The organism is Priestia sp. D3YE.R1, from assembly GCF_049199565.1.
Classification (GTDB): domain Bacteria; phylum Bacillota; class Bacilli; order Bacillales; family Bacillaceae_H; genus Priestia; species Priestia aryabhattai.
In genome coordinates this window covers 440,019-465,143 of the sequence record NZ_JBLTHW010000003.1, presented here as the reverse complement: position 1 = coordinate 465,143, position 25,125 = coordinate 440,019, and the positions used below count along the sequence as shown (strand labels likewise).

The window sequence follows — 25,125 nt, the reverse complement described above, 5'->3', positions numbered from 1 at the left end:
CAAGAGAAAGTAGAATGATGTTTCCTACACAAAAAAAGTTCCGGCTCAAAAGAGCCAGAACTTTTCATCAAAGTGTTTATGTAGAGCAGACTAGCGAATGTGTCCCTGTGCACCGCTTAATTGCTGCTGCGCCATTGCAACAAGATGCTTCGTCATTTCTCCACCAACAGAACCATTTGCGCGAGCCGTTTGTTCCGCGCCAAGCTGAACGTTAAGTCTTCCCGCGATTTCCGTTTTTAACTGATCAAGAAGCTGTTCAGCACCTTGAACTAAAATAGGATTACGATTTGCCATGTTTATCACTCCTTTCCTTCAACAGCTTATATAGGTTAATGTTCCTTTCACTTGAAATTTTATACAACATCCTTCAAAAAAAGATCCCTGGCTATCGCCGAGATCTTTTTTTCTTTTTAAGCTTTTTTATACTCGTTCAAGAGGCATTGTACAGCAGCGGAAAGAACCGCCGGATTTAATAATTTCAGATATATCAACTTCAATTACTTTATAGCCTCGTTTCCTTAACTCTTCATTCACTTCTGTATTCATTGGAAGACTGATCACCCGTTGATTACCGATTGATAATACATTGGTTCCCATCGTAAACTGCTCTTTTTTTGTTACTTCAATTAAGTCATATTTCATGCGAAGTAAATTTAATTCTTTTTCATGTAAAGCTGGTGAAAATACGAGTGCTTCTGTAGGTGATAAAATATTTAACACACAATCAAGGTGAAGATAAGACCGATCAATAGGAATCGGAACAACCTCATACGCTGGAAGCAGCTCTTGGATATGCTCCACGCCTTCTTTACTTGTACGGTCGCTGAGTGCAATAAAAATAGCTTGTCCATCAATCAGCACGTCTCCCCCTTCAATAGGATGGTCCGGTACCTGATGAAAGGGAATACCTTGGTGCTGCAGCCAGTCTGCTAGCACTTGCTCTTCTCCGCTTCGAATTTCGCTGCCCATTTTCGTGACAATAATGGTATCTCCGAGCGTATAGCCAATATCCCGCGTAAATACTTGTTCTGGGAATGGCTCTTGTGCAGATAGCCCGATGACTTCCACTCCTTCTTTTTGAAGGCATTCGACAAATTGACGGTGCTGCTTTGAAGCCAAGCTCTCATCAATATTTTCGTCCGCATAATGCTTTTGTGTTTCATTAATAATTTCTTCAATTTTCATATATGTAGGCGGGCAAACAATCACACGTTTTAATGTATCATACTCATTTTTACACCCATAACGATTCGTCATTTTAGCTGGCTGTTTCATTTGCATCTTTTTATATCCCCCTTCGTGCATTTATGTACAGTGTTCCCTAAATCGCCTGAAACATAAACACGATTTTGCTAAGGAAACAACCCTGCGCCCCTATATAAAAAAGCTTTTTCAAGCAAGAAAAACAAAAAAACACAATACTTCTTCTAATTACAATAACTGTTAGTATAAAATAGTCTAGTAACTGTACAGAAAATTGGAGGTTAATATGAATAAAGTATCGAACGCATTATATGCGGGCAGAAAAATTTTATTACTACTGTGGATCATCCTAATTGTCGGATTTGGCTTTTATGCGGCTAAGCTTCCTTCCGTGCTGGGAGGAAACGGATTTGAAATGAAAGGAATGTACAAAGATACAGAGCAGCTTTTAGTTAATAAATTTGATGTTAGCGAAGCTCAGATCATCGTTTTGTTTGAAAAAAAAGACGGAGTTTCTGACTCCAAATTCCAGCAAACGATCGCTCAGTATATGCAAAAAGCAAAGGACAAATCAAACGCGTCGAAAGTCGACATCCCAACGGCTTCTAACAAGATGATAAAAGGAAACACAGCGTACGGAATTATCCATTTTAATCACGATGATGGAACAATGGATAAACGAGTAGAAAAGATCAGAACTCTTTCATCTGAAGAAAAAGAAGTTAGTGTAAAATTAACCGGTCGTCCTATTATTGAAAAAGATATGAATACAGCAAGCCAAGCTGATTTAGCAAAAGCGGAAGCAATCGGCCTTCCTGTTGCTTTAGTTGTGCTTCTTCTAGCTTTTGGCGGCGTGATAGCCGCTGCAATTCCTCTTATGATAGGAATTGTAACCGTCGTTACCACCATGGGCGTTGTCTATTTCTTTCATCCGTACACAGAGCTGTCCATCTTCATTTTAAACGTGATTCCAATGATTGGATTAGCTCTTAGTATTGACTTTGCCCTTTTATTTATTAATCGCTTTAAAGAAGAAATTCAAGCAAAGTCGGTAGAACAAGCAATCAAAATCACCATTCAAACAGCGGGACGCTCAGTCATCTTCTCAGGATTATGCGTATTTATTGGATTAGCGGGAATGCTGTTTATTCAAGTTGATATTTTTCAAAACGTCGCTCTTGGAGGAATGGCTGTTGTTTTTATTGCTGTATTTTCAGCTCTTACACTGCTTCCTTCCATACTTGCTATATTAGGTACACGCATTAACCGTTTACGCATCTTAAAAGTCAGTGAACAAGGCGGTCAGTCTAGGTGGCGTTCATTCGCTACATTTGTCATGAAAAAGCCTGTAACTATGACGATTGTTTCTCTTATCATTCTATTAGTAGCACTTATTCCCGTTCGAGACATGCATCTAGAAATACCTTCTTCTGAAGCGCTGCCAACAAAATACGAGTCCCGTCAAGCTTTTGACACGTATAACGATACGTTTACAAATAAAAACACGGCCGACGTTTATTTTGTGTTAGAAGCTAAGCAAGATATGCTGAATGAGAAGTCTTTAAAAAATGCCTTTACTTTTATAAAACAATTAAAAGAAGATTCGTTAGTTAAGCAAGTCGATTCTATTTCTACCGCTTTAAGCGTAAAATCAAGTGATCAGCTTCAAGCTATGCTGGAAAACCCGCAGATAAGTGCGCAAACAAAGCCAGCTGTAGATTCGTTCATTAACGGACATTATATGCTCATAAAAGCTACGCTAGATACAGACCAAAACTCAGATCAAGCGAAAGATTTTGTTCGAAAATGGAAAGAGAAACGTTCACCTTTCACCGTTCATATTGGCGGCTATCCAAAATTTGAACAAGAAATATTCGATGAAATTTATGAAAAAGCTCCGTATGGCTTGGCTCTTGTTTTATTTTCAACGTATGTCATTTTAATGATTGCTTTTCGTTCTGTACTCATTCCTTTAAAGGCTATCATTATGAATATTTTAAGCTTAACGGCTACGTTTGGTTTACTTGTATGGCTGTTTCAAAATGGACATTTAGGTCTTACCCAATCCAATATTGCTTTAGTGCTGCCAGTCTTTGTTTTCGGCCTCGTATTTGGGCTTAGCATGGACTACGAAGTCTTTTTGATTTCGCGCATTCACGAAGTGTATCATCAAACCCGTGATAACAATGTGGCAACGGTAGAAGGCTTAGCTTCCACTAGTAAAATCATTACGAGCGCTGCTTTAATTATGATTGTGATTACAGGAGCCTTTGCTTTTACAGACGTAACGCCTGTTAAACAAATGGGGGTAGGAATTGCTTTAGCTATATTTATCGATGCAACGATTGTCAGAATGCTTCTTGTCCCTTCTCTTATGAAATTGCTTGGAGATGCCAACTGGTGGTTTTTTACTAAAAAACGCGATAAGTCTAGTTCCAACGAACAGGTAAAATCATAATAAAAAAACCCGCTCACTTGAGCGGGTTTTGCATTGAAGATTTCTTTATCGACTTAATTTAGCAAAAGCGATAATACCTTCTTCATCGTCTAATTCCAGTTCTAGTCCTGCTGCGTATGGGTCTACGTTCATTTCCGTATCCAGCCAAAAGCGCAGCGCTTCAATAATGTTCAAAGTAATATGAACCTGTTTACGATCATGCACATATGACTCTGCTGAAAAGCCGTAGTCATCATCATACATTAGCTCAATCTCTACTTCTTGAGGCTGAACTTGTTTTTTTTCTGCGATATACAAACACATCGCATTGATAATATCTTGTTCAGAAATTTTTATTGTCTCCAAGATTTCACTTCCTCATTTTTACGCTTGTTGCTACGTACGCTTTGGAATAACTTTACTACAAGAAGAATTAAAGCTACAATTACAAGCATGTTTACCATAAAGCCTAAAATTGGGCCTAATGGTCCTAAGCTAGATAGTAAGCTTCCAAATAATAAGCCAGCAATTCCTCCCATTAAAAGACCTTTCATCAAGCCGCCGCGCTTTGAGCCAGCCGCTGTACTTTTAGATGATGAGTTTTTAGACGTATTGTTTTGCTTAACTGAATTACTGTTATTGTTTTTAAATAAGCTTGATTGGTTATTGCTTCCACTGTCAAAAGAGCGCTTTCCTGATTTATACCCTTTTGCACTTGCTACGTTTGAACCGTCATGAATAAGTGATCCACCTACTGGTGAAAACACAACCGCTAATGCGATAAATGCGGCCAATAATTTTTTTACCATTGCTTTCCCTCCACTAAATGACTAACGTCACATATGTTTTTTCATATATGATTTCCATATATGTTCCTACGTTTCATCATACCAAAAGGTTTCACTTTTTTATATAAAAATGCATCAAGCTCCATCAAATGTTCACAGGATTAAACATTTGCACGTATTTCGTGTGTATATAAGACTATTTAAGTGTAAATCAAAGACATTCACAAAACTAACAAAGGTTCTTCCTTCATCCTCATTAAATACAGCTTATTTTACACTTTGTGGAAAATATTATCTAAAGCCACTTTTGCAGAGTTCTTTGGTTTCTCCCCTTCTTTCATAATGTTTTTATAGGCTATCTTCTCCTTTGTTACTAATTAAAGGATATATGTGCTTATATGACGAATACCATACGAGAAACAGCGCCTCAAAGATATAATACAATGCATTAAAAATTGGCTCTGAAAGATTCTAGTGCTGTACGTTTGCAGTTAATTAATTGGTGGTCAATGCTTCACGTTATCTACTTGCCTTCTCATAAATAAGAGCTTTCTCTTATATGAATATGTATAGATAGACTAAAGTTAAAAAGGAGAGATACGATGTTGAATGAACAGCTCCCATTATCAACAGCAAATTTATCAGATGCAATGGAAGGTGCCAACCACTTGGACTTTTCCATTAAGCCATTGCAGCGTCATTACAAACTATTTGGGCCGGCTCTTACCGTAGATACGCCTGCTGGCAATAATTACTCGGTGCTTGAAGCGATTCGACTAGCGGAGCCCGGAAGTGTGCTCGTTATCGATGGAAAAAGCTACTGTAACCGTGCCTTAGCAGGAGATTTCGTAGTAGCCATGGCGAAGCTTGTTGGAATAAACGGTATTGTACTAGATGGTGTTATACGAGATCAAGAAGACATTGAAAAACTCGATTTCCCCGTATTTTGTAAGGGCTCTACGATCGCAGCAAGCAGCAAAAAAGAAAAAGGAACAGTAAATGAAACCATTTCATGCGGGGGCGTGAAGATTCACCCTGGCGATTTTATTGCAGGTGACGACGGTGGAGTCATTGTCATTCCTAAGGATGAAGCCGAAGAAGTTTTAGCAAAAGCACGAGAAAAATGGCAAAAAGATAAAGACAGAGAAAATGAAGTATTAATTAGCAAAGAAACGGTATATACGTATTTAGATAACGCCCTAAAATAAAAGACCTCCGCTTGGAGGTCTTTTATTTGTCATATTGTAAAATTTCTAATCGATTTCCGAACGGGTCGTGGACAAAAAAACGCTCTCTCCCTGCAATAGGCTCTTCTTCAGAAAGAACGCATCCCCAATGTGCCAACTTATGTCTAAGCGTCTTGATATCTTCCACGACAAAAGCAGGATGCGCTTTTTTAGCAGGTATGTAGTCATCTTGAATACTGATATGAACTTCTTGAGTCCCACATTGAAACCATATGCCGCCTCTGTGCCTTAAATTTTCCGGCTTAAGAACAGTTTTCATCCCTAAAAGATTTTCATAAAAATTTCTTGCTTCTTGCTCGCATCCTTCTGGACCAAGAAGCTGAACATGATCAATTCCCAGAAACATCCACAAACTCCTTTCAAAAAACGTCTTCCTAAAAGTTATTAATCAATGACTCTAGGATTATGAATAACCTGGAGTTCTTTTACAGCTTGCTTCATTTCGCTTTTGCAAATTGGACAAGTTGGCTGATCTCCGCTTTTAAAGTTATCTCGAACCCAACAATTACACGTATCTGATGTACATTCCCAAACTTTTGTTTCTTCAATAACAGCCGGCTCTAAATTTTTACGATTATACATACACATCGTCTCCTTTAAACAGTACTTTTTAAGTGGATAATAAATGAAGATTAACTTAGCGTGTAAATGCGGTAAATGGTGCAAGATAAAGTGATACTATACATCCGTAAATCAATCTTTGAGGAATACATACGGCGTCTTGAAAGACTAAAATAAAAATGAAGTTATAACAAAGCAGATAGCAGTTGCTTTTCTTAAAACAACGGGATAGTCTGAAAAGAACAAAAATGAAGATCACAAAAATTATATATTTTACTATTATAACAGAGTTTATAATTTTTTACAAATCAGCTCCCATTTACTTGTTTTTCTTTTCATAAAAAGAAAAAAGCGAGCACATAATTCTGCTCGCTTTTGATTTCTTATCGAGTTTGTCCGTTTCCACTCATAATATATTTAATTGTCGTAAGTGCAGGAAGTCCCATTGGACCGCGTGCATGAAGCTTTTGAGTCGAAATCCCAATTTCAGCTCCAAATCCTAAAGCCCCTCCGTCAGTAAAACGCGTAGATGCATTATGATACAGTGCAGCTGCATCCACTAAAGACATAAAGCGTGAAACGGCTTGTTCATCTTCTGAAATGATGGCTTCAGAGTGTTTTGTGCCATATGTTTCGATGTGGTCAATCGCTTCATCTACACTCTCTACTACTTTCATCGCGATCGCTAAGCGCAAATACTCTTCAGCCCAGTCTTTTTCAGCCGCTGGTTTTGCTCCAGGAATTTCAGCTACTGTCGCTTTGTCACCATATACTTCAATATTATGATCGTTGAATGCTTGAATTAATTCATCTTTATGAGAAGCAAGCCAGTTTTTGTGCACAAGAACCGTTTCTGCTGCGTTACACACGGCTGGTCGATCTGTTTTAGCGTTAATCAAAATTGGAATGGCCTTTTTAACATCAGCTTTTTCATCGATATAGATATGGCAGTTTCCGACTCCCGTTTCTAACACGGGAACCGTTGCGTTATTGACGACTGCTTGGATCAATGAAGCCCCTCCGCGCGGAATCAGCACGTCAATATGCTCTTTCATTGTAAATAATTCTTGGGTAGCCGCACGATCTGTACTTGAAATAAACTGTACCGCTTCTTTAGGAATTGGCGTTTCATCAAGAGCTTTATGAATAATGTCCACGATAGCTTGGTTAGATGAAATAGCTGAAGAGCCGCCTTTTAACACAATGGCGTTTCCAGATTTCAACGCTAGCCCTGTTGCATCTACCGTTACGTTTGGACGTGCTTCATAAATCATTCCGATAACGCCAAGGGGCACACGTACTTGTTTTACATCTAGACCGTTATCCAATGTCCAGCTTGATAAAATATCGCCTGTTGGATCATCTAGCTCAGCAACTTCACGAAGGCCGTTTGCAAACTCTTTTACACGTTCCGCTGAAAGAGCAAGGCGGTCCATAAGCGCTTCGTCAAAACCTTTTTCTTTCCCGTTTTTTAAGTCTACTTCATTTGCTTTTAAAATATACTCCGTGTTGTTTTCAAGTGTAGAAGCAATGGTTAACAGCGCATCGTTTTTTTGCTCTGTTGTTAGTAAACTTAATTGCTTAGCTGCTTTTTTTGCTGAAATAGCTTGTTCTTCTACTGAATACTTTTCATTTGTTTGTAACACCAAATCACTCCTGGATTCGTTTTAGTTTTGTTTGATTTTAAAGTGTGAGGCATAAGAGGTAAATGCAATCATGCAAAGAAAAGGAAGGGCTCCTTTTCTTTACAGCATGCTTGCTTACAAACCAACCGGTACTGGAATTTCTAAGTGACACACTAGACCTTCGCTGTCTACAATCGGTTGATCAATTGGCTCGTTTAAGGCAAGTTCATCAGATGAATAATTTGTCACGCCAAGAGCCAGCTCATTTTCGTCTTTGTCTAGAATACGTACAACTGCTCGTTCACTAAAGTGGCCTTTAATATATTTAACGTGCTCGCGAAGTAAAGGCTCTTTATCTTCAATAATTGCACGCTTCGCGGCATCTTCGACTACTATTTCCCCTTCAGGACCAGAGTTAAACGCAATCCACTGCTTTTTCTGATTAAGGTTCGCAGAATCATCTTCAGATTCAAAATACGTTCCTGTTGCATCGCCGTCAACCGCTTGTGTTAAAATGTTTGGCACGCCAGCTCTTCCTAAAAATGCTGGAATTCCTGACGCCATAGCGATTTTGAACGCGTCAATTTTCGAGCGCATACCGCCTGTTCCAACTGAACTTCCTGAATCTCCTGCAGATTCTTCGATGTCTTGCGTGATTTCCCCTACGTGAGGAACTAATTTTGCATTTGGATCCTGGCGAGGGTCCGCGCTGTATAAGCCATCGATATCCGATAAAATAATAAGCAGGTCGGAATCCACTAGTCCAGCAACTTTAGCTGAAAGTGTATCATTATCGCCAAATTTTAATCGATTGATGGTTACCGTGTCGTTTTCATTGACAATTGGCACAATGCCGCGTTCTAACAGCACGTTAATTGTATTTCGTGCATTGTTGTAACGATTTTCGTCTGAAAAATCGTCTCTCGTAATTAAGATTTGAGAAGCAACGTATCCATGTGATAGAAACAGTTCTGAATAAGCCTCCATTAACAGTCCTTGACCGATTGAGGCAGCTGCTTGTTTTTCAGGTAAAGAGCTAGGTCGCTCTAAGCAGCCAAGCTTGCGGTATCCTGCAGCTACAGCTCCTGATGAAACCAATAGTACTTCATGGCCGCTATCTTTTAAGTCTACGACTTGATCCACAAGACGCTCAAGCTTCCGTCTGCTGATTTCACCGTGTGAACTTGTTAATGAACTACTTCCAATTTTAATTACAACCCGCTTCTTATTGTCGGGACTCATCAAATCACTCCTAGTGTGTTCTGTATGTTTTCTTGTTTATGATTATTTTTTTGTGGTGAGGAATTCACGAAGAAGATAAGTGACGAATTAATTAGTACTTGCCACTTTTTGTAGTTGAGCACTCATTTCTTTTGAACGCTTTGATGCTCCTTTGACTGCTTGCATCATTGCTTCTCCGCCGCCGTGTTTAGCTAAGGCGTCTAAACCAGCTGCTGTTGTACCGTTTGGAGACGTCACATTTTCACGAAGCTCCGTCGGCGTTTCATCTCTTTCCATCATCATTCTTGCTGCACCGTAAATGGTTTGGGCGCCAATTTCACGTGCTAGCTCAGGATCGAGACCTTCTTCTTTAGCTGCTTTTTCGATATGCTCCATAAGGAAATAAAAATAAGCGGGGCCACTTCCGGCAATTCCTGTGAAAATGTCCATTTGAGGCTCATCAATCACGTACACTTTTCCGATTGCAGAGAGCAGCTCTTTTGCTGTTAACACAGCATCCATTGCAGCATATTGACCTGGTGATATAGCCGTTGCTGATTGCTGAATCATACTTGATGTATTCGGCATAACTCGAATGACCTGCTGTTCATCATGCAACAACTCTTCCATGTAAGAAGACGAAATCCCTGCAAGAACAGATAGGACAAGCTGGTCTTTGTTGATTTGAGGCTTTAATTCGTTTAATGCCTCTTCAGCGCCTTTTGGCTTCATCGCTAGAATAAAAACGTCAATGTCATCTGTTTTCAGCTCGCTGCGCTTTACTGCTTTGATACCATATCTATTTTCAAGTTCCTGCAGTCGCGCATCATTGCTTCGATTCGTTACGATAATATTTTCAGCGGATAATTTCTTTGCATTGACCATACCAGAAATCATCGCTTCTGCCATTGATCCAGCACCTAAAAAAGCAACTTTTTGTTTTTGATCCATCAAATCTCCCCTGTCATTTGTTCGTATTTTTGTTCTCGTTTCTTTCAACGGTTCCTATAGTAACATGCTGAAAAAGAGTGTCAAGTTGAATTTAACCGTTTTTTTCCTCCTTGAGCGTATAACCTTATGCGCATGTAAGCGCAAACAAAACTTTTTTAAATATTTTTTTCTGCAAAAAAAAACGATTTTTTTTATAAAAATACGTTTATATAAAGAAAATCGGGGCATACTATGTAGTTTGGACTTTAAAATTTTTTTGCGAAAAATAGAGGAATTTTGAAAACGTTATTTGAACAATATAATAGGTTTGCTAAAATGAACCTATGTACCAGCATCTTGGTTTTTTAAAAAAAATTTACTTTTTGATGTAAACCACACCGTGCTGTCGACATTAAAATAAACAAAACGACATACAATCTAGGAAGTATCGAAACATTATTGGAGGTTCTATTATGAAGAACAACTCGTTTTCTACCGTTCCATCGTCTTCAGAAGGAATAGAGAAACAGGATTTACACGTTGTGGGAATTGGCGCTTCTGCCGGAGGGTTAGAAGCTATTGAGCAGTTTTTCGCTAATATGCCTTCACCAAATGGAATGGCGTTTATTATTGTGCAGCACCTTTCCTCTAAATATAAAAGTTTTATGCCAGAACTTTTAGCAAAAAAAACAGGAATGAATATCAAACTGACACAAGACGGGATGACTTTACAAGAAGACACAATTTATTTAAATCCTCCCCATCATTATGTGACCGTTGTGGATCATACTCTTCGCCTTCGTCCTTATGAAGAAAATGATCAGGTGAAGTATCCGATTGACGCCTTTTTTCATTCTCTGGCTGCTGCAAAAAAACACCGGTGCACAGCCATTATTTTATCAGGAAAAGGAAATGATGGAACAGGAGGAGCAAAAACGATACGAGAATATGGCGGAACTGTACTTGTACAAGATGAAAGCACAGCAAAGTACAGAGATATGCCTCTAAGCGCTATTGATGCACACCTTGCTGATTATATTCTTTCTCCTGCTGATATGCCTGACCTTGTGCAAACGCATGTCAGCCAAACTGAATTTACATATAATGAAGAAACGCTGCAATACATTTATTCATTAATAAAGAAGAAAACAGGCATCGACTTCTCTATGTACAAAAAAAATACGGTGCTGCGACGACTTGAAAAGAGAATGGCTTTACTCGATCCTCCCTCTCAAACGATGGAAGAGTACCGGGACTATTTATGTAAAGAAGCCGAAGAAATCGTCGAACTGCAGCGGGACTTGCTGATTGGAGTGACGCAATTTCTTAGAGATAAAGAAGCATTCTCTATTATTGAAGAACAGGTCATCCCTCAATTAGTTGAAAGAAAGATTCATAGCCAAGAAGATGAAATCCGCATCTGGGTAGCAGGTTGTTCTACTGGTCAAGAAGCATACACGTTAGCTATTTTGCTTCATGACTATTTATCAACAATCAACCGTTATTTCGATGTCCGAATCTTTGCTACGGACATCGATCGTCATGCAATCAAAAGAGCGAGTCAAGGCATTTATGAAGAAGCGGAAGTTCATTCCTTCTCAGCAGCTCAGATTAATGAATATTTTGAGCAAACAAAACACGGTGGTTATCAAGTTAAAAAAACAATCCGCAAAATGATTGTTTTTGCCCCGCATAATATAGGAAAAGACTCGCCTTTTGTAAACGTTGATTTAATTAGCTGCCGAAATATGATGATTTACTTCCAAGCTGAACTGCAGCAGCGCATTTTGTCTCTTTTTCATTTTTCTTTGACAGAAGAAGGCGTACTTTTTCTAGGTCCTAGTGAAACAACAGGAAATTTGTCTGATTTGTTCCGCCCTATTAACAGCAAGTGGAAAATATTTAAGCGTTCCGGACAGCCCAGCCGACAAATTACGGGAGCTTTTAATCTTTCAAAATCCAACTTGCATGAAGGTGATTTTTCTAGCGTACCGCTGCCAAGTCAACTTTATAAGCCGCTTCCTTCACTCAAACTAGATGAGATGTATCAGTCAATGATTGATCACTTTATGAGCCCTTGTCTTGTATTAAATGAATACAACGAAGTGATCTTTTGTTCAAAAGAAGCGACTCAGCTTATTAACGTTCCTGTGGGGAAAATTAATTATACAATTTTCAAAATGGTTCCCGTTCACGTCTCTTTAGCTATTGGAGCAGCTATTAAACGCGTAAAAGAGCAAGGTATGAGCGTGTGCTGTCAGCACATTGAGTTTGTCATAAACAACGTGCAGCGCCGTTTTAATATTACGATATCTGCTCTTCCAACAAATCACTCTCTTTACTTACTTATGTTTGATGAACAGACAGATAGTGCCATTATTGATAAGGAAGAGCCCATGTTTCTTAATCAAACAAGCTCTATTAGTGAGCTTGTAGTAGATTTAGAGCAAGAGCTTCATTACACGCAGCAGCATTTGCAAACGACGATTGAAGAGCTAGAAACAGCAAATGAGGAGCTAAAGTCCACGAACGAAGAACTGATTGCTTCCAACGAAGAGCTGCAGTCCACAAATGAAGAATTGCAGTCTGTTAATGAAGAGTTAATTAGTGTTAATAACCAGTACGAGCGAAAGATTGAAGAATTAACGGACTTAAACAACGATATTGATAATTTATTAATCAGTACAACCATTGCTACCATCTTTTTAGACGAGCAGCTGAATATTAAATTATTTACGCCGGAAACGAAAACAGTGATCAACGTTCTTCATCAAGATATCGGAAGACCTTTCTTTCATATTTCGCATAATTTTAGATATGACCATCTAATCGAGGACGCAATGCACGTTTTAAGAACAAATAATACCCTTCAAAAAGAAATTCAAAGCTACGATAACCAATGGTATAGCATGAAAATGATGCCTTATCGTACGAACGAGAATTTAATTAATGGTGTAGTTATTACGTTTATTAACATTACAGAAATTAAACGATCAAATGAAGAATTGGCTATTACATCATTTGCAGTAGCTCACAGTCCTACAGGCATCTTTATTACCGATCATCAAGGTAAAATTAAGTACATTAATCAAAAATTCATGGAGCAAAAGCATGCGCCGCAGGAAGTATTTGGACTGCACCTCTATGACTTATATACAAAAAAGCTAGGCGTTAAAAGATTCCCTAAGATTTGGAATGAAGTATATAGAGGAGAAAAATGGAACGGAGAAATTTCCTACGTTCAAGAAGACGGAGAAACCGTTTGGGAACAGTTAGCCTTAATGCCTGTTAAAAATGATCAGGACGAAATTATCCATTACATTGGGTTAAGCGAAGACATTTCACAGCGCAAACAGTCGGAAATGATGCTCAAAAATTCAGAGATGCTGTCAGCACTTGGACAGCTGGCTGCCGGCATTGCCCATGAAATACGAAATCCTCTTACATCATTAAAGGGCTTTTTGCAGCTTATGATGCAAGAAGAAACGTATAAAAAAGAATATATGGATGTCATGATGTCCGAGTTTAACCGCTTAGAACTGATTATTAGCGAACTGCTCATTCTAGCCAAACCCGAAGTCGTAAAATATGAAAATAAGCAGATAAATTTAATTCTTCAAGACGTATGTACACTACTGCATACACAGGCCATTCTTAAAAATATTACTATTTCAACAGATTTTGAAGAAAAATTACCTGTTGTTCATTGTATTGAAAAAGATATGAAACAAGTATTTATCAACATGGTGAAAAATTCTATTGAAGCGATGGATGACCCCGGGTCTATTCTAGTGGTATCTAAATTTGATCCAGATACAAATCAAATAGTCATCCAAGTGATAGATGAAGGAAAAGGCATGCCGAAAGATCGATTAACGCGAATTAGCGAGCCTTTCTATACAACAAAAGAAAAAGGAACTGGATTAGGATTGATGGTGAGTCACAAAATCATTAGTAATCACAAAGGAAGCATTTCGTATGATAGTGAAGAAGGAAAAGGAACAACGGTAGAAATTCGATTGCCGCTTTCTTAATGTACTTTGTTCTTCTGTCTTAAACAGTCAAGCTCCTGATTAATTAAATCTTGAATGTCAAACAAATGTGTAGAAACCAATTCAATATATTCTCCTTTTCCTGCTTCAATTACGTCGGAGCGGATAATACTCAGAAGGTCTTGAATGGTTAGCACATTTGTTTTCATTTCTCGAAAATGACGCTGAAGATCAACTAGCTGCATTTGTTTCGCCGTTTCTACATCTGTTTCCCTGACTGAAAAATCTTGGTTTACTTGTGATGAGTCTTGCATAAGCATAGAGCGAAACTGTTGAAGAGTTGATTGAACACTCGTCATATGCTCGTGAATAGGATAGCAGAAAACTGCGTGCAGTGAATGATAGGCTTCAGGCTTAAAATGAAAATCAAAAAGAGCAACCGGGTTAGAAAACGTGCGCATATTTACTTCGATTTGCACTTCTTCCTTTCCCTGGAGTGCTCTTTTTACTTTTTCTTGACTGTCTTCATCAATTAGGTCTAAAAAGTTCTGAACAGGCGGGAAATTTTTTGTGACGCTTGGTGTAAATTCAATTATTTCGTTGTCTTTATTAAGTAAAAACATTGGAACCGGAATGTGTTGAATCGGCAAACTGATCATATTTCTTCCCCCATTGCTAACATTTTATCTTGCAGCGAACTTTCTTTATTATTGATTAGAAGCCAGTCTTTAAAAGCTTGAATATGAGTAATGAATATGGTTTTTGAAGATCCTGAAGCCGACAAATCGTGCTTATTGAGAAGCCTGCTGCCCACTAATACAAGAGGACTTTGCGGCATATTTTCAATCTCAGCAATGTATTTCTGTAAATCCGGCAACAAATGCACTTGTGAGACGGACAAACATACTACATCAGGGTCCCACTTCTCGATACTTTTTAAAGCGAACGGCAGCGGCAAATTGGCTCCTAAGTTTTTAACTTCCCATCCATATTCTCTCATAAGTCCTGCAATCATTTTAATGCCTAAGTAATGCTCTTCTCCTTCAATGCAAAAAAGAAGGGCCCGATTACGCTGAAGCAATTGCTGCTGTGAAAGCTGAAAGCGAGTTAACACATAGTCACAGGCTGCAGTAGCCAAATGCTCGTCCGCGACTGAAATTTTATTTTCTTGCCACCTTTTCCCTATCTCATACATCGCTTCTGTCAGAAACGTATATACGTCGGTTGAAGAATGGCCTTCTTCTATATATATAGCAATGAGCAGCCAGCTTTTTTGAACGTCTCCTTCTAGCAAACAATCAGCTAAAGCCGCTGCATTACGAGAGTAAACGATAAGATCACGCCCTTTTCTTAAAGTTACAATAAGTCTCTAGGCAAAACTTGCTTTTTGCAAGATGGACAACATGCGTAGACGCCTTTATTTTCATCGTAATCTACGTTTAGCGGCTGCTTGCATGCTCTACATACAGCATGTACATAGTTTAAATATTTTTTCACTAATAAACGTGTTGCCCCACTTGTTTTCCCGCAATAATAACAAATAAACCTCACTTTTCCTTTTTTTGTTATCTCCACTTCTCGCATATGCTGACAGGACTCACAGCGATCCCAGCTGCGAAGGTAATCGCTCAAAGAATATTGTGGTTTATTTGTTTCTATATACATTTTTGTTTCTTGATTTCTTATTTTATCTTCCGTAAAGTCAATTGACCGAAGAAGCTGTTTAGCACCTAGCTTTGACTCAATTCTAGCTGCCATAAACGCTTCATTCTTTCCGCCATAAGGCATATTGATCCATATAGTGGATTCATCGATGATAAGCAGTGACATCGGAACAGGAGATGAAATGATATGAGCACCGTCAATTCGAACTTCTTTTGGTTCACGAGTAAGAACGGTCACTTCTCCTTTAAACGAGTGTAACATATCCCGTATTTCTTGAGAGACAAGGGAAGCATAAGGAATACACAATAAAATCTGCTGCTGAGCTTGATATAAGTCTTTTTTTAACTGACTGCTGTTCGATGGATGGTACCAAATCAATTTAGGATGCTGAATGACTTCTTTTAAAAATTGCTGAGGTTGGGATACTTTTTGATTTTCGTTAAAGTGGTTGACCAACTTCCATAACGCTCGCTCTTTTGGTACACGCTGCTGGACAAACGACTCGTCTGAAAGCATAAGGAATTTTCCTTTTGAACGGGTCACCGCTACATTTACTAATCGGTCGCTATTTTCATTTATTAAAAGTAAACCTGGTTTTGACTGCGGCTTTGTATCGACCGTATCAAAAATCATGATATCTCGTTCCGCGCCTTGAAATTTGTGTACGGTTGCTGCAATTATACCGCTAGCTGGTTCAATATCTTGAAGAAATGCATTGACCAATTTAGCTTGAGACTTATAAGGAGTCACATACCCAATAGTAGCCGAAGAAGCTTTGCGTGCCCGCAGCATCAAACTTACCGCCAAAACAGCCGTTATCACATTATAGCGTGAGCCGGAAACAACATCTCGCATAGCGGAAGAATGCAAATGACCAATGTTAAGCATAAGCGCTGCTTCATGAGCAAACGGCCGGCTGCTTGCTACTGCTTCTCGACTTGTTGTGACAGATGGATGATCCCCTACTCGATTGCTGTAAATATAGCGATTTGTAAAAGCTGAGATATCTTTATGCATTCTTCTTTGCTTCGTCAACATAAAAAGATGCGGGTGTATTTCACCGCTTTCTACTTGCTCGACAAGACCCGTCTGCTCAAATAAATCTCGCTGCAGCCACTTCTTCACTTCAGCATGAGAAGATTGAGATACCGGGGGAAGCTGTTTAAAATCGCCGCATACGACAATTCGTTTTCCTAACGCAGCTGCAAAAGCAATTTGCGGTGCATATGCCATGCTAATTTCGTCTACCACAACCATATCAAATTCACTTTGATAAAGTAATCGGTCAATAGCCGCTTTTGATAAAGTAGTGCCTACAATATACGCTTGATCAAAAACATTTTTCTCCGCTTCAATCCACTTGTTACGAAGGGCGTTTAGCTTTTTGTTCACTTGCTGAAGCTGGTGAGCTCTATTAGGATACCTGCTTAAGTAAACTCGTTCTTCTTGTAGCTCCCGCATCTCATGAGCTAAATCCGGATCATCTTCTTCAATGACTTCTTCTACTTTTATATTTTCTAAGCCGCTGCTTTTTGTTGCTCCGTATCGAATGAGTTTTCCTTTTTTCCAAGCTTCTTTCTTTTTTAACTGACGTGCAGTTTCTTGCAGCAAACCGTCCACCGCTGCATTACTATGAGATAATAAAAGGATCCGCTTTGATTTCCGGTAATAGCTTGCCGCGATTTTGGACAGCGTATATGTTTTTCCCGTTCCAGGAGGCCCCCAAATATAAGTAGTACGATTATAACGCGCTCGCAGCAACACTTCATGAAGAGCGTTCTTAGACGTATACTCCTTATGACGAACAGGACTATCGCCTCTCATAAGACGTTTGATTCTCACTATTTTTTGCTTGTAATCTTTCGCTTCCGTGAGTCTATCAATAAGAGCCTGCAATAATTCCCATGGTTCGTTATATATATCAAGTTCGTCTACTTCTTGTCCAATAAACGCATCTATTTTAAGGTACAAATCAAACCCTTCTGTTCCGATAACTTCTCCTTTACTTTCTTTATGCTGGTGAACAAGGCGTACCTGAGCTCCATCAAAAAGGTATAAATCGGCTGTGCGTTCAAACCGGTAAAGATACGCATCTCCCTGCTGCCCTAAGTACTCTCCTTTTCCTACCGTATACTTTTCTCCGCCGTGTTTCTTCATATAATTAATCTCAATTGAAAGTGCGTGCACCCATGCTTTTAAATATGAAGAGATAGAGCGTTTTTCCATAGATGTCTAACTCCCTTTTCATCCGTTCATTTCTAACTTGTCTATTCTATCATGTCATTTGAATATAGCATAGCTTCTTTCTTCTTCATTTTTATAAAAGCAGAACACCTTTTTTACTATTCTATCTCTCCAGACAAATTAAGACTTTTTTCATCATAATTGTAAAAAAACCGCGTTTTTTCTATAACTTTAGACGTATTGTTACAAACTTGTAATATAAAACCTACCATTTTGTCATGAGTTTGTTACATATTGCTGATAGAATAAGAGACAACTATTGGAAATAAAGGAGAATTATTAGATGAAAAAACACATTTTTACATTAGGGGCCACAGCTTTAGTATCAATTGGAATTGCAGACGTAGCATCGGCTGACACAGACACGCATAAAGTAAAAGCTGGAGAAACGTTATTTAGCATCTCACAGCAGCATAATGTAACAGTTGAAGACTTAAAAAAGTGGAATGATCTTTCTTCCACATTAATTTATGCAAACCAAACATTACAAATTGGATCTACATCTACTGACTCTTCATCTAGTTCAACTCCAACTACAACATCTTCAAATCATACATATACAGTAAAATCAGGTGACACGCTTTACCGTATCGCTAAAAACAACGGTACTTCTGTACAGCAGCTAAAAGATTGGAATAACTTATCTAGTCATTTAATTTATGTGAATCAAGTATTAAAAATAAGCGGAACAGGAACAGTTTCATCATCACCTTCAGCACCTGTACAAGAAAAAACAAACGAAACGCAGGCATCCCCGGCTCCTAGCAACAGTAAAAGTTACAAAGTTCAGCCTGGAGATACAATGTGGAGCGTAGCACAGCGACACGGCATTTCAATTTCTCAATTAAAACAGTGGAATAACTTATCGTCTAATACGATTTACATTAATCAAGTGCTACAAGTAGGCGGACAAGCTGCAGTTCAAGCAAAACCATCAACGCCAGCGACTACTGCTCCTTCGACACCGTCGACTTCAACGCCGGCACCTGCTCCAGCGCAAGAAAGTAAGTCGGTTTCGAAAGAGATTACAGTTGAAGCAACAGCTTATACTGCTTACTGTGCGGGCTGCAGCGGAATCACTGCTACAGGCATCGACCTAAGGTCAAATCCTAATCGAAAAGTAATTGCAGTTGATCCTCGCGTGATTCCATTAGGTTCTCGCGTATACGTAGAAGGTTACGGAGAAGCAATTGCTGGAGATACTGGCGGTGCGATTAAAGGCACTCGCGTTGATTTATTTATGGCATCTCAAAGCTCAGCTTTAAATTGGGGACGCAAAACGGTAAAACTTCAAATTTTAGATTAATCACTAAAAGCAGAAGCATGTTAGTCGCTTCTGCTTTTTAATTTTTTTTCAAACATAATCATATCGATAGCTTGCAGGCCATTCTCGTAAATCGGTGGAACGTACTGCAAAAAGAAATTCTTTTTGACACCCCTTTGATAAAAGCCTGCCTTTTTATAAAATGCTATGTTTTCAAGGCTGGAGTCCGCTGTTCCTACAATCATTTTAGAATATTGGTTACGTTCATACAGTACTTCTAACTTTTTAATGACTTTGCTGCCGATTCCTTTTCCTCTATATGCTTCTTTTAAACCGATATTCTTTACTTCTACTGCCCGTTCCTCTTCATCGGGGAGGCACTGCACAACTCCTATCTCCTTCTTTTCATACACAATGGTAAATAAGGAACCTTCATTTATATACGACTTCACTACTTTTTCGTCTTCATCCCCTATTAATAGCAGGTTCAAATAGGAAGTGCGCCGGTCTTTATCAATTTCAATAAGGTCGATACACATTTTCATCCTCCAAAAAATAAGTCAATAATATTGCTGCCTCTTGAAGATGATTTATTATATAGCTCTGAATACCCGCAGCTCGTGCAATATACCACCGTAAAGTGATTGTGCTGAACATCTAAGTATCTAGACAGCCCCGTTCCCGTTGTAGCAATTTCTTTTGTTTTTGCTTCTGTATGTCCGCATTTTACACAACCGTTTTTCCCCATTGTCATACTCCTTTATAAATAAAATAACTTCTTATTTATATAAACGGATATAAAAGGAAAAAGTTTCATTAAATTGATAAATAAAGGGAAGTAAGAAACCGCATCTCCAACAGAAGATGCGGTTTCTTACTTTTAATATCGACAGGATGACTGTACACTCGATTTCTATAACAGCAATTCTCTTTTCATAATTTCAACGTTTTTCTGATGACATTGTGCCGTGAAATCAGATGGAAATGCCAATTTATCGTTTAGCTTATCGAGCGCTTCTTTACTGTCTTCTTTCACTGCAGCTTGCAGTTCATCTAAATAAGAGCTGGCCATCTCCACTCGTCTTTGAATTTCAGCTCGGTGATGTGTCGTTTTTCCGTGTCCGGGAACTAGCGTCAGATTTTGGTGCTTAGCTAAAATGTGTCGCGCAGTAGCAAGAGTGTCGCGGTAATCGTTTACACTTTCATATATGTACGGATATTCAAAGTCCGATAAATAATCCCCTGCGATCCATATTGAATTATCGACAATCATAAATAGTCCATCGTTTGTATGACCTTTTGCAAAATAACAGGTAATAGATGTTTCACCTAAGGTAATGTGCTGTTCATTTTCGGTTACCACAATATCCAGCTCCGGGAATATAATATCATGAGATCTTTTTATATAATAGTCATGATCAAACTGCTTAATCATTTGAACTTTTTCTTCTTTGTCCGGATGATTTTTTAAAAATTTGCTGCCGATAAAGGTGGCATTTAATTCTAAGAAAGCGCCATACCCAATGACATGATCAAAATCTCCGTGAGTAAAAAATACATACAGCTTGCGATGATTTAAGATCTCTTGAACATGCTGTTTAATTTCATTAATTTCGTGAGGAAGCCATGTTGGATCAACAACAATCACACAGTCTTTTGTTTCAATCACTGCAGATGTTGTTTGAAATAGCGCGCTTTCAAAAACCGTCATTTGCTCCGTTTTGTATTGAATCATAGAGAACAGCTCCTTATTTTTTCTATCACCTTTATTATAGCGGAAATAGAAAGATCAGGGCGCGTATGACGATTTATAAAACGAAACTATGCAAGATGTGATAAAATGCGGAACCAGCCAAACAATGAAATCCAAATAGGAATACTAAATAAGGTTCCCCAAAATAAACCTTTCAAAAAGTTCCCTTGATTCATTCTGATATTCCTCACCTTCATCATATGTTGGTTCTTAGTCTAGCTCAGCTTAATGAAATTTTAGTGAAAAATAAAAAAGAAGCAGCTGCTTCTTTTTTATTTATTATAAAATTGGTGGTCGTACTTAATTTTCGGCAGCTCGCGTACTTCCTGCGACATTCCTGTTCCGCACATCGGACAGTTATAATCAACCGTAACAAAATCTTCTCTCATCCACCCATTACATGATTCAGATTGACACGCATATACAGTCGTATCCATCATTTGATCTACTTCTTCTTCTACGGCTTTTTTTGCAAAATACATGTGCACAGCTCCCTTTTTTTCTTAGTATATGTAAAATTCCCATTTTTTATTTACAGCTTGATCACTTTTTCATCCAGCGTTATTGGACACCCCTATTTAATTGTGTATAATTAAATAAAAAGCAATAGACTGGAGGCAACATGAATGGAACAACTTTATAAGCAGCTGCAGCTAGAAAATCAGCTTTGTTTCTCAATTTACGCCACGTCTCGAGAAATTACAAAGGTGTACAAGCCGCTGCTCGATAAATTAGGAGTAACCTATCCGCAGTATTTAGCCCTTCTTGTTTTATGGGAACATGAAACACTCAGCGTGAAAAAAATGGGCGAACTTCTGTATTTGGATTCAGGCACCCTTACTCCTATGCTAAAAAGAATGCAGGATCAAGAATTAGTGATTCGTGAGCGTTCTCATGAAGATGAACGCGTTGTTTTTATTAGTTTAACCGAAAAAGGAAAAAAATTACGTGATAAAGCTTGTCATATTCCAGAAGAAGTTTTTAGCATGACAAATAAGTCACAGGGAGAATTAGAAAAGCTGAAAGAAACGCTGCAGGAGTTACTGCAATCACTGCATACGTACAATCAAAAATAGACCATATAAAATTGCACATAAAAAAAACGCCTGGATGTAAGAAAAATCCAAGCGTTTTTTTATTTACTCAACCGTTGTATTTAACGTTACGTTAACATTTCCGCGCGTTGCTTTAGAATACGGGCAGAATTGATGTGCATCTTCTACTAGCTTCTCAGCTACTTCTTGTGAAACGCCTTTAATATGAGCGTTTAACACCACGCCAATTTTGAAGCCATCATCAGTGTGGTCTTTTAGTAGACTTACTTCTGCAGTAATAGACGAATCAATGTCTTTTTTTTGTTTTTTAGCGATTAAATTTAAAGCGCCGTCAAAACAAGCAGAATATCCTGCTGCAAACAGCTGCTCGGGATTTGTTCCTTCTTTTTTGTTATTTGGAGAAGGATTTACAAGGGTTAAATCAATAATACCATCATCTGATTTAACTCGACCATCTCGGCCTCCAACCGCTGTTGCTTTAGATGTAAATAGTGCGTCTGACATAAGATCACCTCATAGATTATTTTATGTAATTTCATTGCAGACAATTAAAAAAGTCGCAATCAAATTCATTTTGTAATCACTTTGATTACCGTGATAGTAATGTACTTCCCCTTCTATAATGAGTGTAAACCTATTATTTTATACAAAAAAAGAGAGTTACCTCTCTTCTTTTCCTCTTTGTTTTTTTAAACCGCTTTGAATAATGTTATCTCCATATTTTTCACGCAAACTTTCGACCGCTTTGTATAAAGGCTCTTTTTTTGCTTGTTCTCCGTATGTAAACAAATCCAACTGTTCTTCTTCTTGGAGCTGGTGACTCACTTGAAGAGCAGCTACGCCCAATAAACGAATCGGTTCTCCGTTCCAATGCTTTTGAAATAATACCGCACTGTAATGAAAAAGATCGTTTGGCTCGCTAATTGTTTTAGAAATAGTTTGGCTTCGAGTAATGGTTTTAAAATCACTATATCGTATCGTTAACTGAATCGTTTTGCTTACAACTTTTTTCGCTTTCATACGAGAACTTACTGAATGCGATAGTTTATTTAAAATAGGCAGAACTTCATGTTCATCTACTGCATTTTGAGATAGCGTCGTAGAGTTTCCAATTGATTTAAACTGTGATTGGCGATCTGGGTTCACCTGTCGATCATCTTGGCCCCACGCTCGGTCTCTCATCACTTCTCCTTTTACTCCGAGAGTTTGTTTAAGAAGACCGGGAGCGGCGTTTGCTAGATCACCGATCGTCACGATCTTAATCGCATTTAGCTTTTCAGCTGTCTTCTTACCGATTCCGTGCATTTCCTCTACGGCTTTTGGCCAAAGAACTGTTTGGACATCTCTTTTTCGAAGGACGGTAATTCCTAAAGGTTTTTGCATATCGCTTGCCGTTTTGGCTAAAAATTTATTCGGTGCGATTCCAATTGAAACAGGAATTTGCAGCGTCTGTATTAAATGCTGCTGAATGGACTTTGCTATGTCAAGAGGAGAGCCTAATTCAGCACAGTTTGTAATATCCAAATAGCCTTCATCAATTGAAGCGGGCTCTAAAAGAGGTGAAATGGTTACTAAATAATCAAACATGTTTTTGGACACTTGGCGATATAATGGAAAATTAGGCTTTATAACAACCAGCTCGGGGCATTTTCTTTTCGCTTCCCAAAGAGGCATAGGCGCATACACTCCGCGTTTACGAGCAATATAGTTACAGGTTACAACAATTCCTCTTCGTTCTTTTGGATTGCCAGCAATAGCAAGAGGCTTATCTTTGAGCGTATGATCATGTGCGGTTTCAACAGATGCATAAAAAGCATTAGCATCAATATGAAGAATAACTTTGCCGTTTTTAGGGTACATCATTTTCATACTATCACCTCTTTCTGTATAATTAATCCCCGAAAGAAGAACGTACATTCTTATTTATTATAACTCTTTTTTCCTAAGTTGTGCGTACCTATACTTTATTTTTATTTTGAGCGAACACTGTGTGTCACTCTCTCGTATTCTAATGAAGAAAGGAGGAAGAAAACGTGATTGATCAGCTTATCGGAGCCATTAACCAATTAGGCTACGGATATTTCTTTTTTATCATTTTAGTCGGAGCCAACCTTACCCCTATTCCTGACCCAGTATATATTATGCTTGCAGGCAGCCAGGCTACGTCTCCATCCGTTCAGTATATTCCAGCTTTTATACTTACCTACAGCGGCATGATGCTTAGCTTATACCTCAAGTTTTTGATAGCCAGCCTGTTTTCAGCTCAGGCGCTTGCGCTATTAAAACGCCCGCGATGGGAAAAGAATGTCATGAAAGTTGAGCGAACGATTCAAGAATATGGATCTCACGCCATCATCGCAAGCTACTTTTTACCAGGAATGCGACATGTGATGCCTTTTTTTCTCGGGGCAAGCGGAATGAAGCATCGTCATTACATTAAAGTCTCATTTTCTTTTGGTTTCATTTGGACGCTCGCTTTATTTATTTTCGGTTCCTTTTTTAATACGACATCTTCTTATACTGATGTGATTGAGATCACTTTAGCTTTTTGTGCGATCAGTTTGATTATCTATGCCGTTCAAAGAAGAAAAATACGAAAAAAACAGCAGTAGTTTGTGTAAAAAAGTTCTTTTTCACAAACTGCTGCTGTTTCATTTATATTAAATGACTTCATTATATCCCTTCACAAAGTATTTGCGCGCGCGGTAAAGAGCTGATTTTAACGTAGTCATCTGCATATTTAATAACTCGGCAATTTCTTCATATTTAAATCCTAATCCATATTTTAATAGAAGCAAATTGCGATACTTAGGATTCAATTGATTTAAAATCGCCTGACATTCAGCCGCTTCTTCATTTCTGAGGACCTGCTGAATAGGCGTATACATAACGGGTTCTTCTTTGTAAGAAGACGTATAGCGGTCTTTCACTATTTTACGCCTTCCTAAATCACAGCGTTTATTTAATGCGACGCGAAACATCCAAGCTTTTATTTTTTCAGGATCGACCATTTCTTGTTTTTCTAAATATTTTAATGCTACTTCTTGCGTAATATCTTCGGCGTCTTGTCTATTCACACCATTTTTTAATAAATAAGCCAGCACCTGATTTAAATAATCTTGTAATTCCTCGCCGCACAT

25 protein-coding genes are annotated in these 25,125 nt (G+C 38.4%); 6 read left to right on the top strand and 19 right to left on the bottom strand.

Going from position 1 to position 25,125, the window contains the following annotated elements:
- Positions 1-90: 90 nt before the first annotated feature.
- Positions 91-294: an alpha/beta-type small acid-soluble spore protein gene (locus tag ACOZIR_RS20685; protein ID WP_013056997.1), complete on the bottom strand. Its 204-nt coding sequence runs from the start codon at positions 292-294 to the stop codon at positions 91-93.
- 126 nt (positions 295-420) lie between these two features.
- Positions 421-1,281, bottom strand: coding sequence for a dimethylarginine dimethylaminohydrolase family protein (locus tag ACOZIR_RS20680; RefSeq protein ID WP_045290283.1), 861 nt, complete (start codon positions 1,279-1,281; stop codon positions 421-423).
- A gap of 208 nt (positions 1,282-1,489) precedes the next feature.
- Between ACOZIR_RS20680 and ACOZIR_RS20675 the strand changes: the two genes are divergently transcribed.
- The gene (locus tag ACOZIR_RS20675; protein ID WP_421535793.1) at positions 1,490-3,661 is read left to right on the top strand and encodes an MMPL family transporter; all 2,172 of its coding nucleotides are present in this window, start codon (positions 1,490-1,492) and stop codon (positions 3,659-3,661) included.
- Positions 3,662-3,706: 45 nt separating this feature from the next.
- Here the strand turns inward: ACOZIR_RS20675 and ACOZIR_RS20670 are convergent, their stop codons facing one another.
- Together ACOZIR_RS20670 and ACOZIR_RS20665 are read right to left on the bottom strand one after the other, a co-directional pair.
- Entirely contained in the window at positions 3,707-4,006 is a 300-nt protein-coding gene (locus ACOZIR_RS20670) for a YxcD family protein (RefSeq protein WP_013056994.1), read from the bottom strand.
- Positions 3,994-4,449 (bottom strand): hypothetical protein, encoded by a 456-nt coding sequence (locus tag ACOZIR_RS20665; RefSeq protein WP_033578944.1) that lies wholly within the window; start codon positions 4,447-4,449, stop codon positions 3,994-3,996. The genes ACOZIR_RS20670 and ACOZIR_RS20665 overlap by 13 nt, the downstream gene beginning before the upstream one ends.
- A 581-nt stretch (positions 4,450-5,030) precedes the next feature.
- On the opposite strand from ACOZIR_RS20665, the gene ACOZIR_RS20660 reads away from it, so the two are divergent.
- Complete coding sequence (locus tag ACOZIR_RS20660; RefSeq protein ID WP_045290287.1) at positions 5,031-5,636, top strand: RraA family protein; 606 nt, start codon at positions 5,031-5,033, stop codon at positions 5,634-5,636.
- Positions 5,637-5,658: 22 nt separating this feature from the next.
- Here ACOZIR_RS20660 and ACOZIR_RS20655 read toward each other — a convergent pair whose 3' ends face one another.
- From ACOZIR_RS20655 to proC, 5 genes are all read right to left on the bottom strand, one after another.
- Positions 5,659-6,021: a VOC family protein gene (locus ACOZIR_RS20655; protein ID WP_045290289.1), complete on the bottom strand. Its 363-nt coding sequence runs from the start codon at positions 6,019-6,021 to the stop codon at positions 5,659-5,661.
- A gap of 38 nt (positions 6,022-6,059) precedes the next feature.
- Positions 6,060-6,257: a cold-shock protein gene (locus tag ACOZIR_RS20650; protein ID WP_013056990.1), complete on the bottom strand. Its 198-nt coding sequence runs from the start codon at positions 6,255-6,257 to the stop codon at positions 6,060-6,062.
- A 362-nt stretch (positions 6,258-6,619) separates the two neighbouring features.
- Positions 6,620-7,882 (bottom strand): glutamate-5-semialdehyde dehydrogenase, encoded by a 1,263-nt coding sequence (locus ACOZIR_RS20645; protein ID WP_045290291.1) that lies wholly within the window; start codon positions 7,880-7,882, stop codon positions 6,620-6,622.
- Between the two features lie 114 nt (positions 7,883-7,996).
- Positions 7,997-9,103 (bottom strand): glutamate 5-kinase, encoded by a 1,107-nt coding sequence (gene proB, locus ACOZIR_RS20640; protein ID WP_029714760.1) that lies wholly within the window; start codon positions 9,101-9,103, stop codon positions 7,997-7,999.
- Positions 9,104-9,190: 87 nt separating this feature from the next.
- Positions 9,191-10,033, bottom strand: a complete 843-nt coding sequence (gene proC / locus ACOZIR_RS20635; RefSeq protein ID WP_421535792.1) for a pyrroline-5-carboxylate reductase — start codon at positions 10,031-10,033, stop codon at positions 9,191-9,193.
- Positions 10,034-10,485: 452 nt separating this feature from the next.
- Here proC and ACOZIR_RS20630 point away from each other — a divergent pair, with 452 nt between their 5' ends.
- Entirely contained in the window at positions 10,486-14,046 is a 3,561-nt protein-coding gene (locus ACOZIR_RS20630) for a CheR family methyltransferase (protein ID WP_045290296.1), read from the top strand.
- Here the strand turns inward: ACOZIR_RS20630 and ACOZIR_RS20625 are convergent.
- The 3 genes from ACOZIR_RS20625 to ACOZIR_RS20615 are packed head-to-tail and all read right to left on the bottom strand — an operon-like array spanning position 14,043 to position 17,895.
- Positions 14,043-14,663, bottom strand: coding sequence for a hypothetical protein (locus ACOZIR_RS20625; protein WP_045290298.1), 621 nt, complete (start codon positions 14,661-14,663; stop codon positions 14,043-14,045). The genes ACOZIR_RS20630 and ACOZIR_RS20625 overlap by 4 nt on opposite strands.
- Positions 14,660-15,337, bottom strand: a complete 678-nt coding sequence (locus ACOZIR_RS20620; RefSeq protein ID WP_421535815.1) for a cobalamin B12-binding domain-containing protein — start codon at positions 15,335-15,337, stop codon at positions 14,660-14,662. The genes ACOZIR_RS20625 and ACOZIR_RS20620 overlap by 4 nt, the downstream gene beginning before the upstream one ends.
- Before the next feature lie 23 nt (positions 15,338-15,360).
- A complete protein-coding gene (locus ACOZIR_RS20615; protein WP_421535791.1) occupies positions 15,361-17,895 on the bottom strand; it encodes an AAA domain-containing protein in 2,535 nt (844 codons plus the stop codon).
- 301 nt (positions 17,896-18,196) lie between these two features.
- Here ACOZIR_RS20615 and ACOZIR_RS20610 point away from each other — a divergent pair, with 301 nt between their 5' ends.
- Positions 18,197-19,219 carry a LysM peptidoglycan-binding domain-containing protein gene (locus ACOZIR_RS20610; RefSeq protein ID WP_421535790.1) on the top strand — a complete coding sequence of 341 codons (1,023 nt, stop codon included), beginning with the start codon at positions 18,197-18,199 and terminating at the stop codon, positions 19,217-19,219.
- 20 nt (positions 19,220-19,239) lie between these two features.
- On the opposite strand, the gene ACOZIR_RS20605 is transcribed toward ACOZIR_RS20610, so the two are convergent.
- The 4 genes from ACOZIR_RS20605 to ACOZIR_RS20590 all read right to left on the bottom strand — a co-directional run bounded on the left by ACOZIR_RS20605 (position 19,240) and on the right by ACOZIR_RS20590 (position 21,412).
- A complete protein-coding gene (locus ACOZIR_RS20605; RefSeq protein WP_421535789.1) occupies positions 19,240-19,716 on the bottom strand; it encodes a GNAT family N-acetyltransferase in 477 nt (158 codons plus the stop codon).
- Positions 19,717-19,718: 2 nt separating this feature from the next.
- Positions 19,719-19,925, bottom strand: a complete 207-nt coding sequence (locus tag ACOZIR_RS20600) for a zinc ribbon domain-containing protein (protein WP_045290305.1) — start codon at positions 19,923-19,925, stop codon at positions 19,719-19,721.
- 165 nt (positions 19,926-20,090) lie between these two features.
- Positions 20,091-20,912 carry an MBL fold metallo-hydrolase gene (locus tag ACOZIR_RS20595; RefSeq protein WP_028413406.1) on the bottom strand — a complete coding sequence of 274 codons (822 nt, stop codon included), beginning with the start codon at positions 20,910-20,912 and terminating at the stop codon, positions 20,091-20,093.
- A gap of 290 nt (positions 20,913-21,202) precedes the next feature.
- The gene (locus ACOZIR_RS20590; RefSeq protein ID WP_014460174.1) at positions 21,203-21,412 is read right to left on the bottom strand and encodes a cold-inducible protein YdjO-related protein; all 210 of its coding nucleotides are present in this window, start codon (positions 21,410-21,412) and stop codon (positions 21,203-21,205) included.
- 144 nt (positions 21,413-21,556) lie between these two features.
- Here ACOZIR_RS20590 and ACOZIR_RS20585 point away from each other — a divergent pair, with 144 nt between their 5' ends.
- On the top strand, positions 21,557-22,006 hold the full coding sequence (locus ACOZIR_RS20585; protein WP_014460175.1) for a MarR family winged helix-turn-helix transcriptional regulator: 450 nt from the start codon (positions 21,557-21,559) through the stop codon (positions 22,004-22,006).
- A 63-nt stretch (positions 22,007-22,069) separates the two neighbouring features.
- Here the strand turns inward: ACOZIR_RS20585 and ACOZIR_RS20580 are convergent, their stop codons facing one another.
- Both ACOZIR_RS20580 and ACOZIR_RS20575 read right to left on the bottom strand, forming a co-directional pair.
- Positions 22,070-22,489, bottom strand: coding sequence for an organic hydroperoxide resistance protein (locus ACOZIR_RS20580; protein WP_016764045.1), 420 nt, complete (start codon positions 22,487-22,489; stop codon positions 22,070-22,072).
- Between the two features lie 156 nt (positions 22,490-22,645).
- On the bottom strand, positions 22,646-23,854 hold the full coding sequence (locus ACOZIR_RS20575) for a DNA polymerase IV (protein WP_421535788.1): 1,209 nt from the start codon (positions 23,852-23,854) through the stop codon (positions 22,646-22,648).
- A gap of 164 nt (positions 23,855-24,018) precedes the next feature.
- Between ACOZIR_RS20575 and ACOZIR_RS20570 the strand changes: the two genes are divergently transcribed.
- Complete coding sequence (locus ACOZIR_RS20570; protein WP_014460178.1) at positions 24,019-24,597, top strand: DedA family protein; 579 nt, start codon at positions 24,019-24,021, stop codon at positions 24,595-24,597.
- A 48-nt stretch (positions 24,598-24,645) separates the two neighbouring features.
- On the opposite strand, the gene ACOZIR_RS20565 is transcribed toward ACOZIR_RS20570, so the two are convergent.
- Positions 24,646-25,125: an RNA polymerase sigma factor gene (locus tag ACOZIR_RS20565; RefSeq protein ID WP_028413409.1), complete on the bottom strand. Its 480-nt coding sequence runs from the start codon at positions 25,123-25,125 to the stop codon at positions 24,646-24,648.

Coding starts and splice junctions, on each gene's coding strand:
- ACOZIR_RS20685 (WP_013056997.1), bottom strand. CDS start 294: ATGGCAAATCGTAATCCTATTTTAGTTCAAGGTGCTGAACAGCTTCTT.
- ACOZIR_RS20680 (WP_045290283.1), bottom strand. CDS start 1,281: ATGCAAATGAAACAGCCAGCTAAAATGACGAATCGTTATGGGTGTAAA.
- ACOZIR_RS20675 (WP_421535793.1), top strand. CDS start 1,490: ATGAATAAAGTATCGAACGCATTATATGCGGGCAGAAAAATTTTATTA.
- ACOZIR_RS20665 (WP_033578944.1), bottom strand. CDS start 4,449: ATGGTAAAAAAATTATTGGCCGCATTTATCGCATTAGCGGTTGTGTTT.
- ACOZIR_RS20660 (WP_045290287.1), top strand. CDS start 5,031: ATGTTGAATGAACAGCTCCCATTATCAACAGCAAATTTATCAGATGCA.
- ACOZIR_RS20655 (WP_045290289.1), bottom strand. CDS start 6,021: ATGTTTCTGGGAATTGATCATGTTCAGCTTCTTGGTCCAGAAGGATGC.
- ACOZIR_RS20650 (WP_013056990.1), bottom strand. CDS start 6,257: ATGTATAATCGTAAAAATTTAGAGCCGGCTGTTATTGAAGAAACAAAA.
- proB (WP_029714760.1), bottom strand. CDS start 9,103: ATGAGTCCCGACAATAAGAAGCGGGTTGTAATTAAAATTGGAAGTAGT.
- proC (WP_421535792.1), bottom strand. CDS start 10,033: ATGGATCAAAAACAAAAAGTTGCTTTTTTAGGTGCTGGATCAATGGCA.
- ACOZIR_RS20630 (WP_045290296.1), top strand. CDS start 10,486: ATGAAGAACAACTCGTTTTCTACCGTTCCATCGTCTTCAGAAGGAATA.
- ACOZIR_RS20625 (WP_045290298.1), bottom strand. CDS start 14,663: ATGATCAGTTTGCCGATTCAACACATTCCGGTTCCAATGTTTTTACTT.
- ACOZIR_RS20615 (WP_421535791.1), bottom strand. CDS start 17,895: ATGGAAAAACGCTCTATCTCTTCATATTTAAAAGCATGGGTGCACGCA.
- ACOZIR_RS20610 (WP_421535790.1), top strand. CDS start 18,197: ATGAAAAAACACATTTTTACATTAGGGGCCACAGCTTTAGTATCAATT.
- ACOZIR_RS20605 (WP_421535789.1), bottom strand. CDS start 19,716: ATGTGTATCGACCTTATTGAAATTGATAAAGACCGGCGCACTTCCTAT.
- ACOZIR_RS20600 (WP_045290305.1), bottom strand. CDS start 19,925: ATGGGGAAAAACGGTTGTGTAAAATGCGGACATACAGAAGCAAAAACA.
- ACOZIR_RS20595 (WP_028413406.1), bottom strand. CDS start 20,912: ATGATTCAATACAAAACGGAGCAAATGACGGTTTTTGAAAGCGCGCTA.
- ACOZIR_RS20590 (WP_014460174.1), bottom strand. CDS start 21,412: ATGTATTTTGCAAAAAAAGCCGTAGAAGAAGAAGTAGATCAAATGATG.
- ACOZIR_RS20585 (WP_014460175.1), top strand. CDS start 21,557: ATGGAACAACTTTATAAGCAGCTGCAGCTAGAAAATCAGCTTTGTTTC.
- ACOZIR_RS20580 (WP_016764045.1), bottom strand. CDS start 22,489: ATGTCAGACGCACTATTTACATCTAAAGCAACAGCGGTTGGAGGCCGA.
- ACOZIR_RS20575 (WP_421535788.1), bottom strand. CDS start 23,854: ATGAAAATGATGTACCCTAAAAACGGCAAAGTTATTCTTCATATTGAT.
- ACOZIR_RS20565 (WP_028413409.1), bottom strand. CDS start 25,125: ATGTGCGGCGAGGAATTACAAGATTATTTAAATCAGGTGCTGGCTTAT.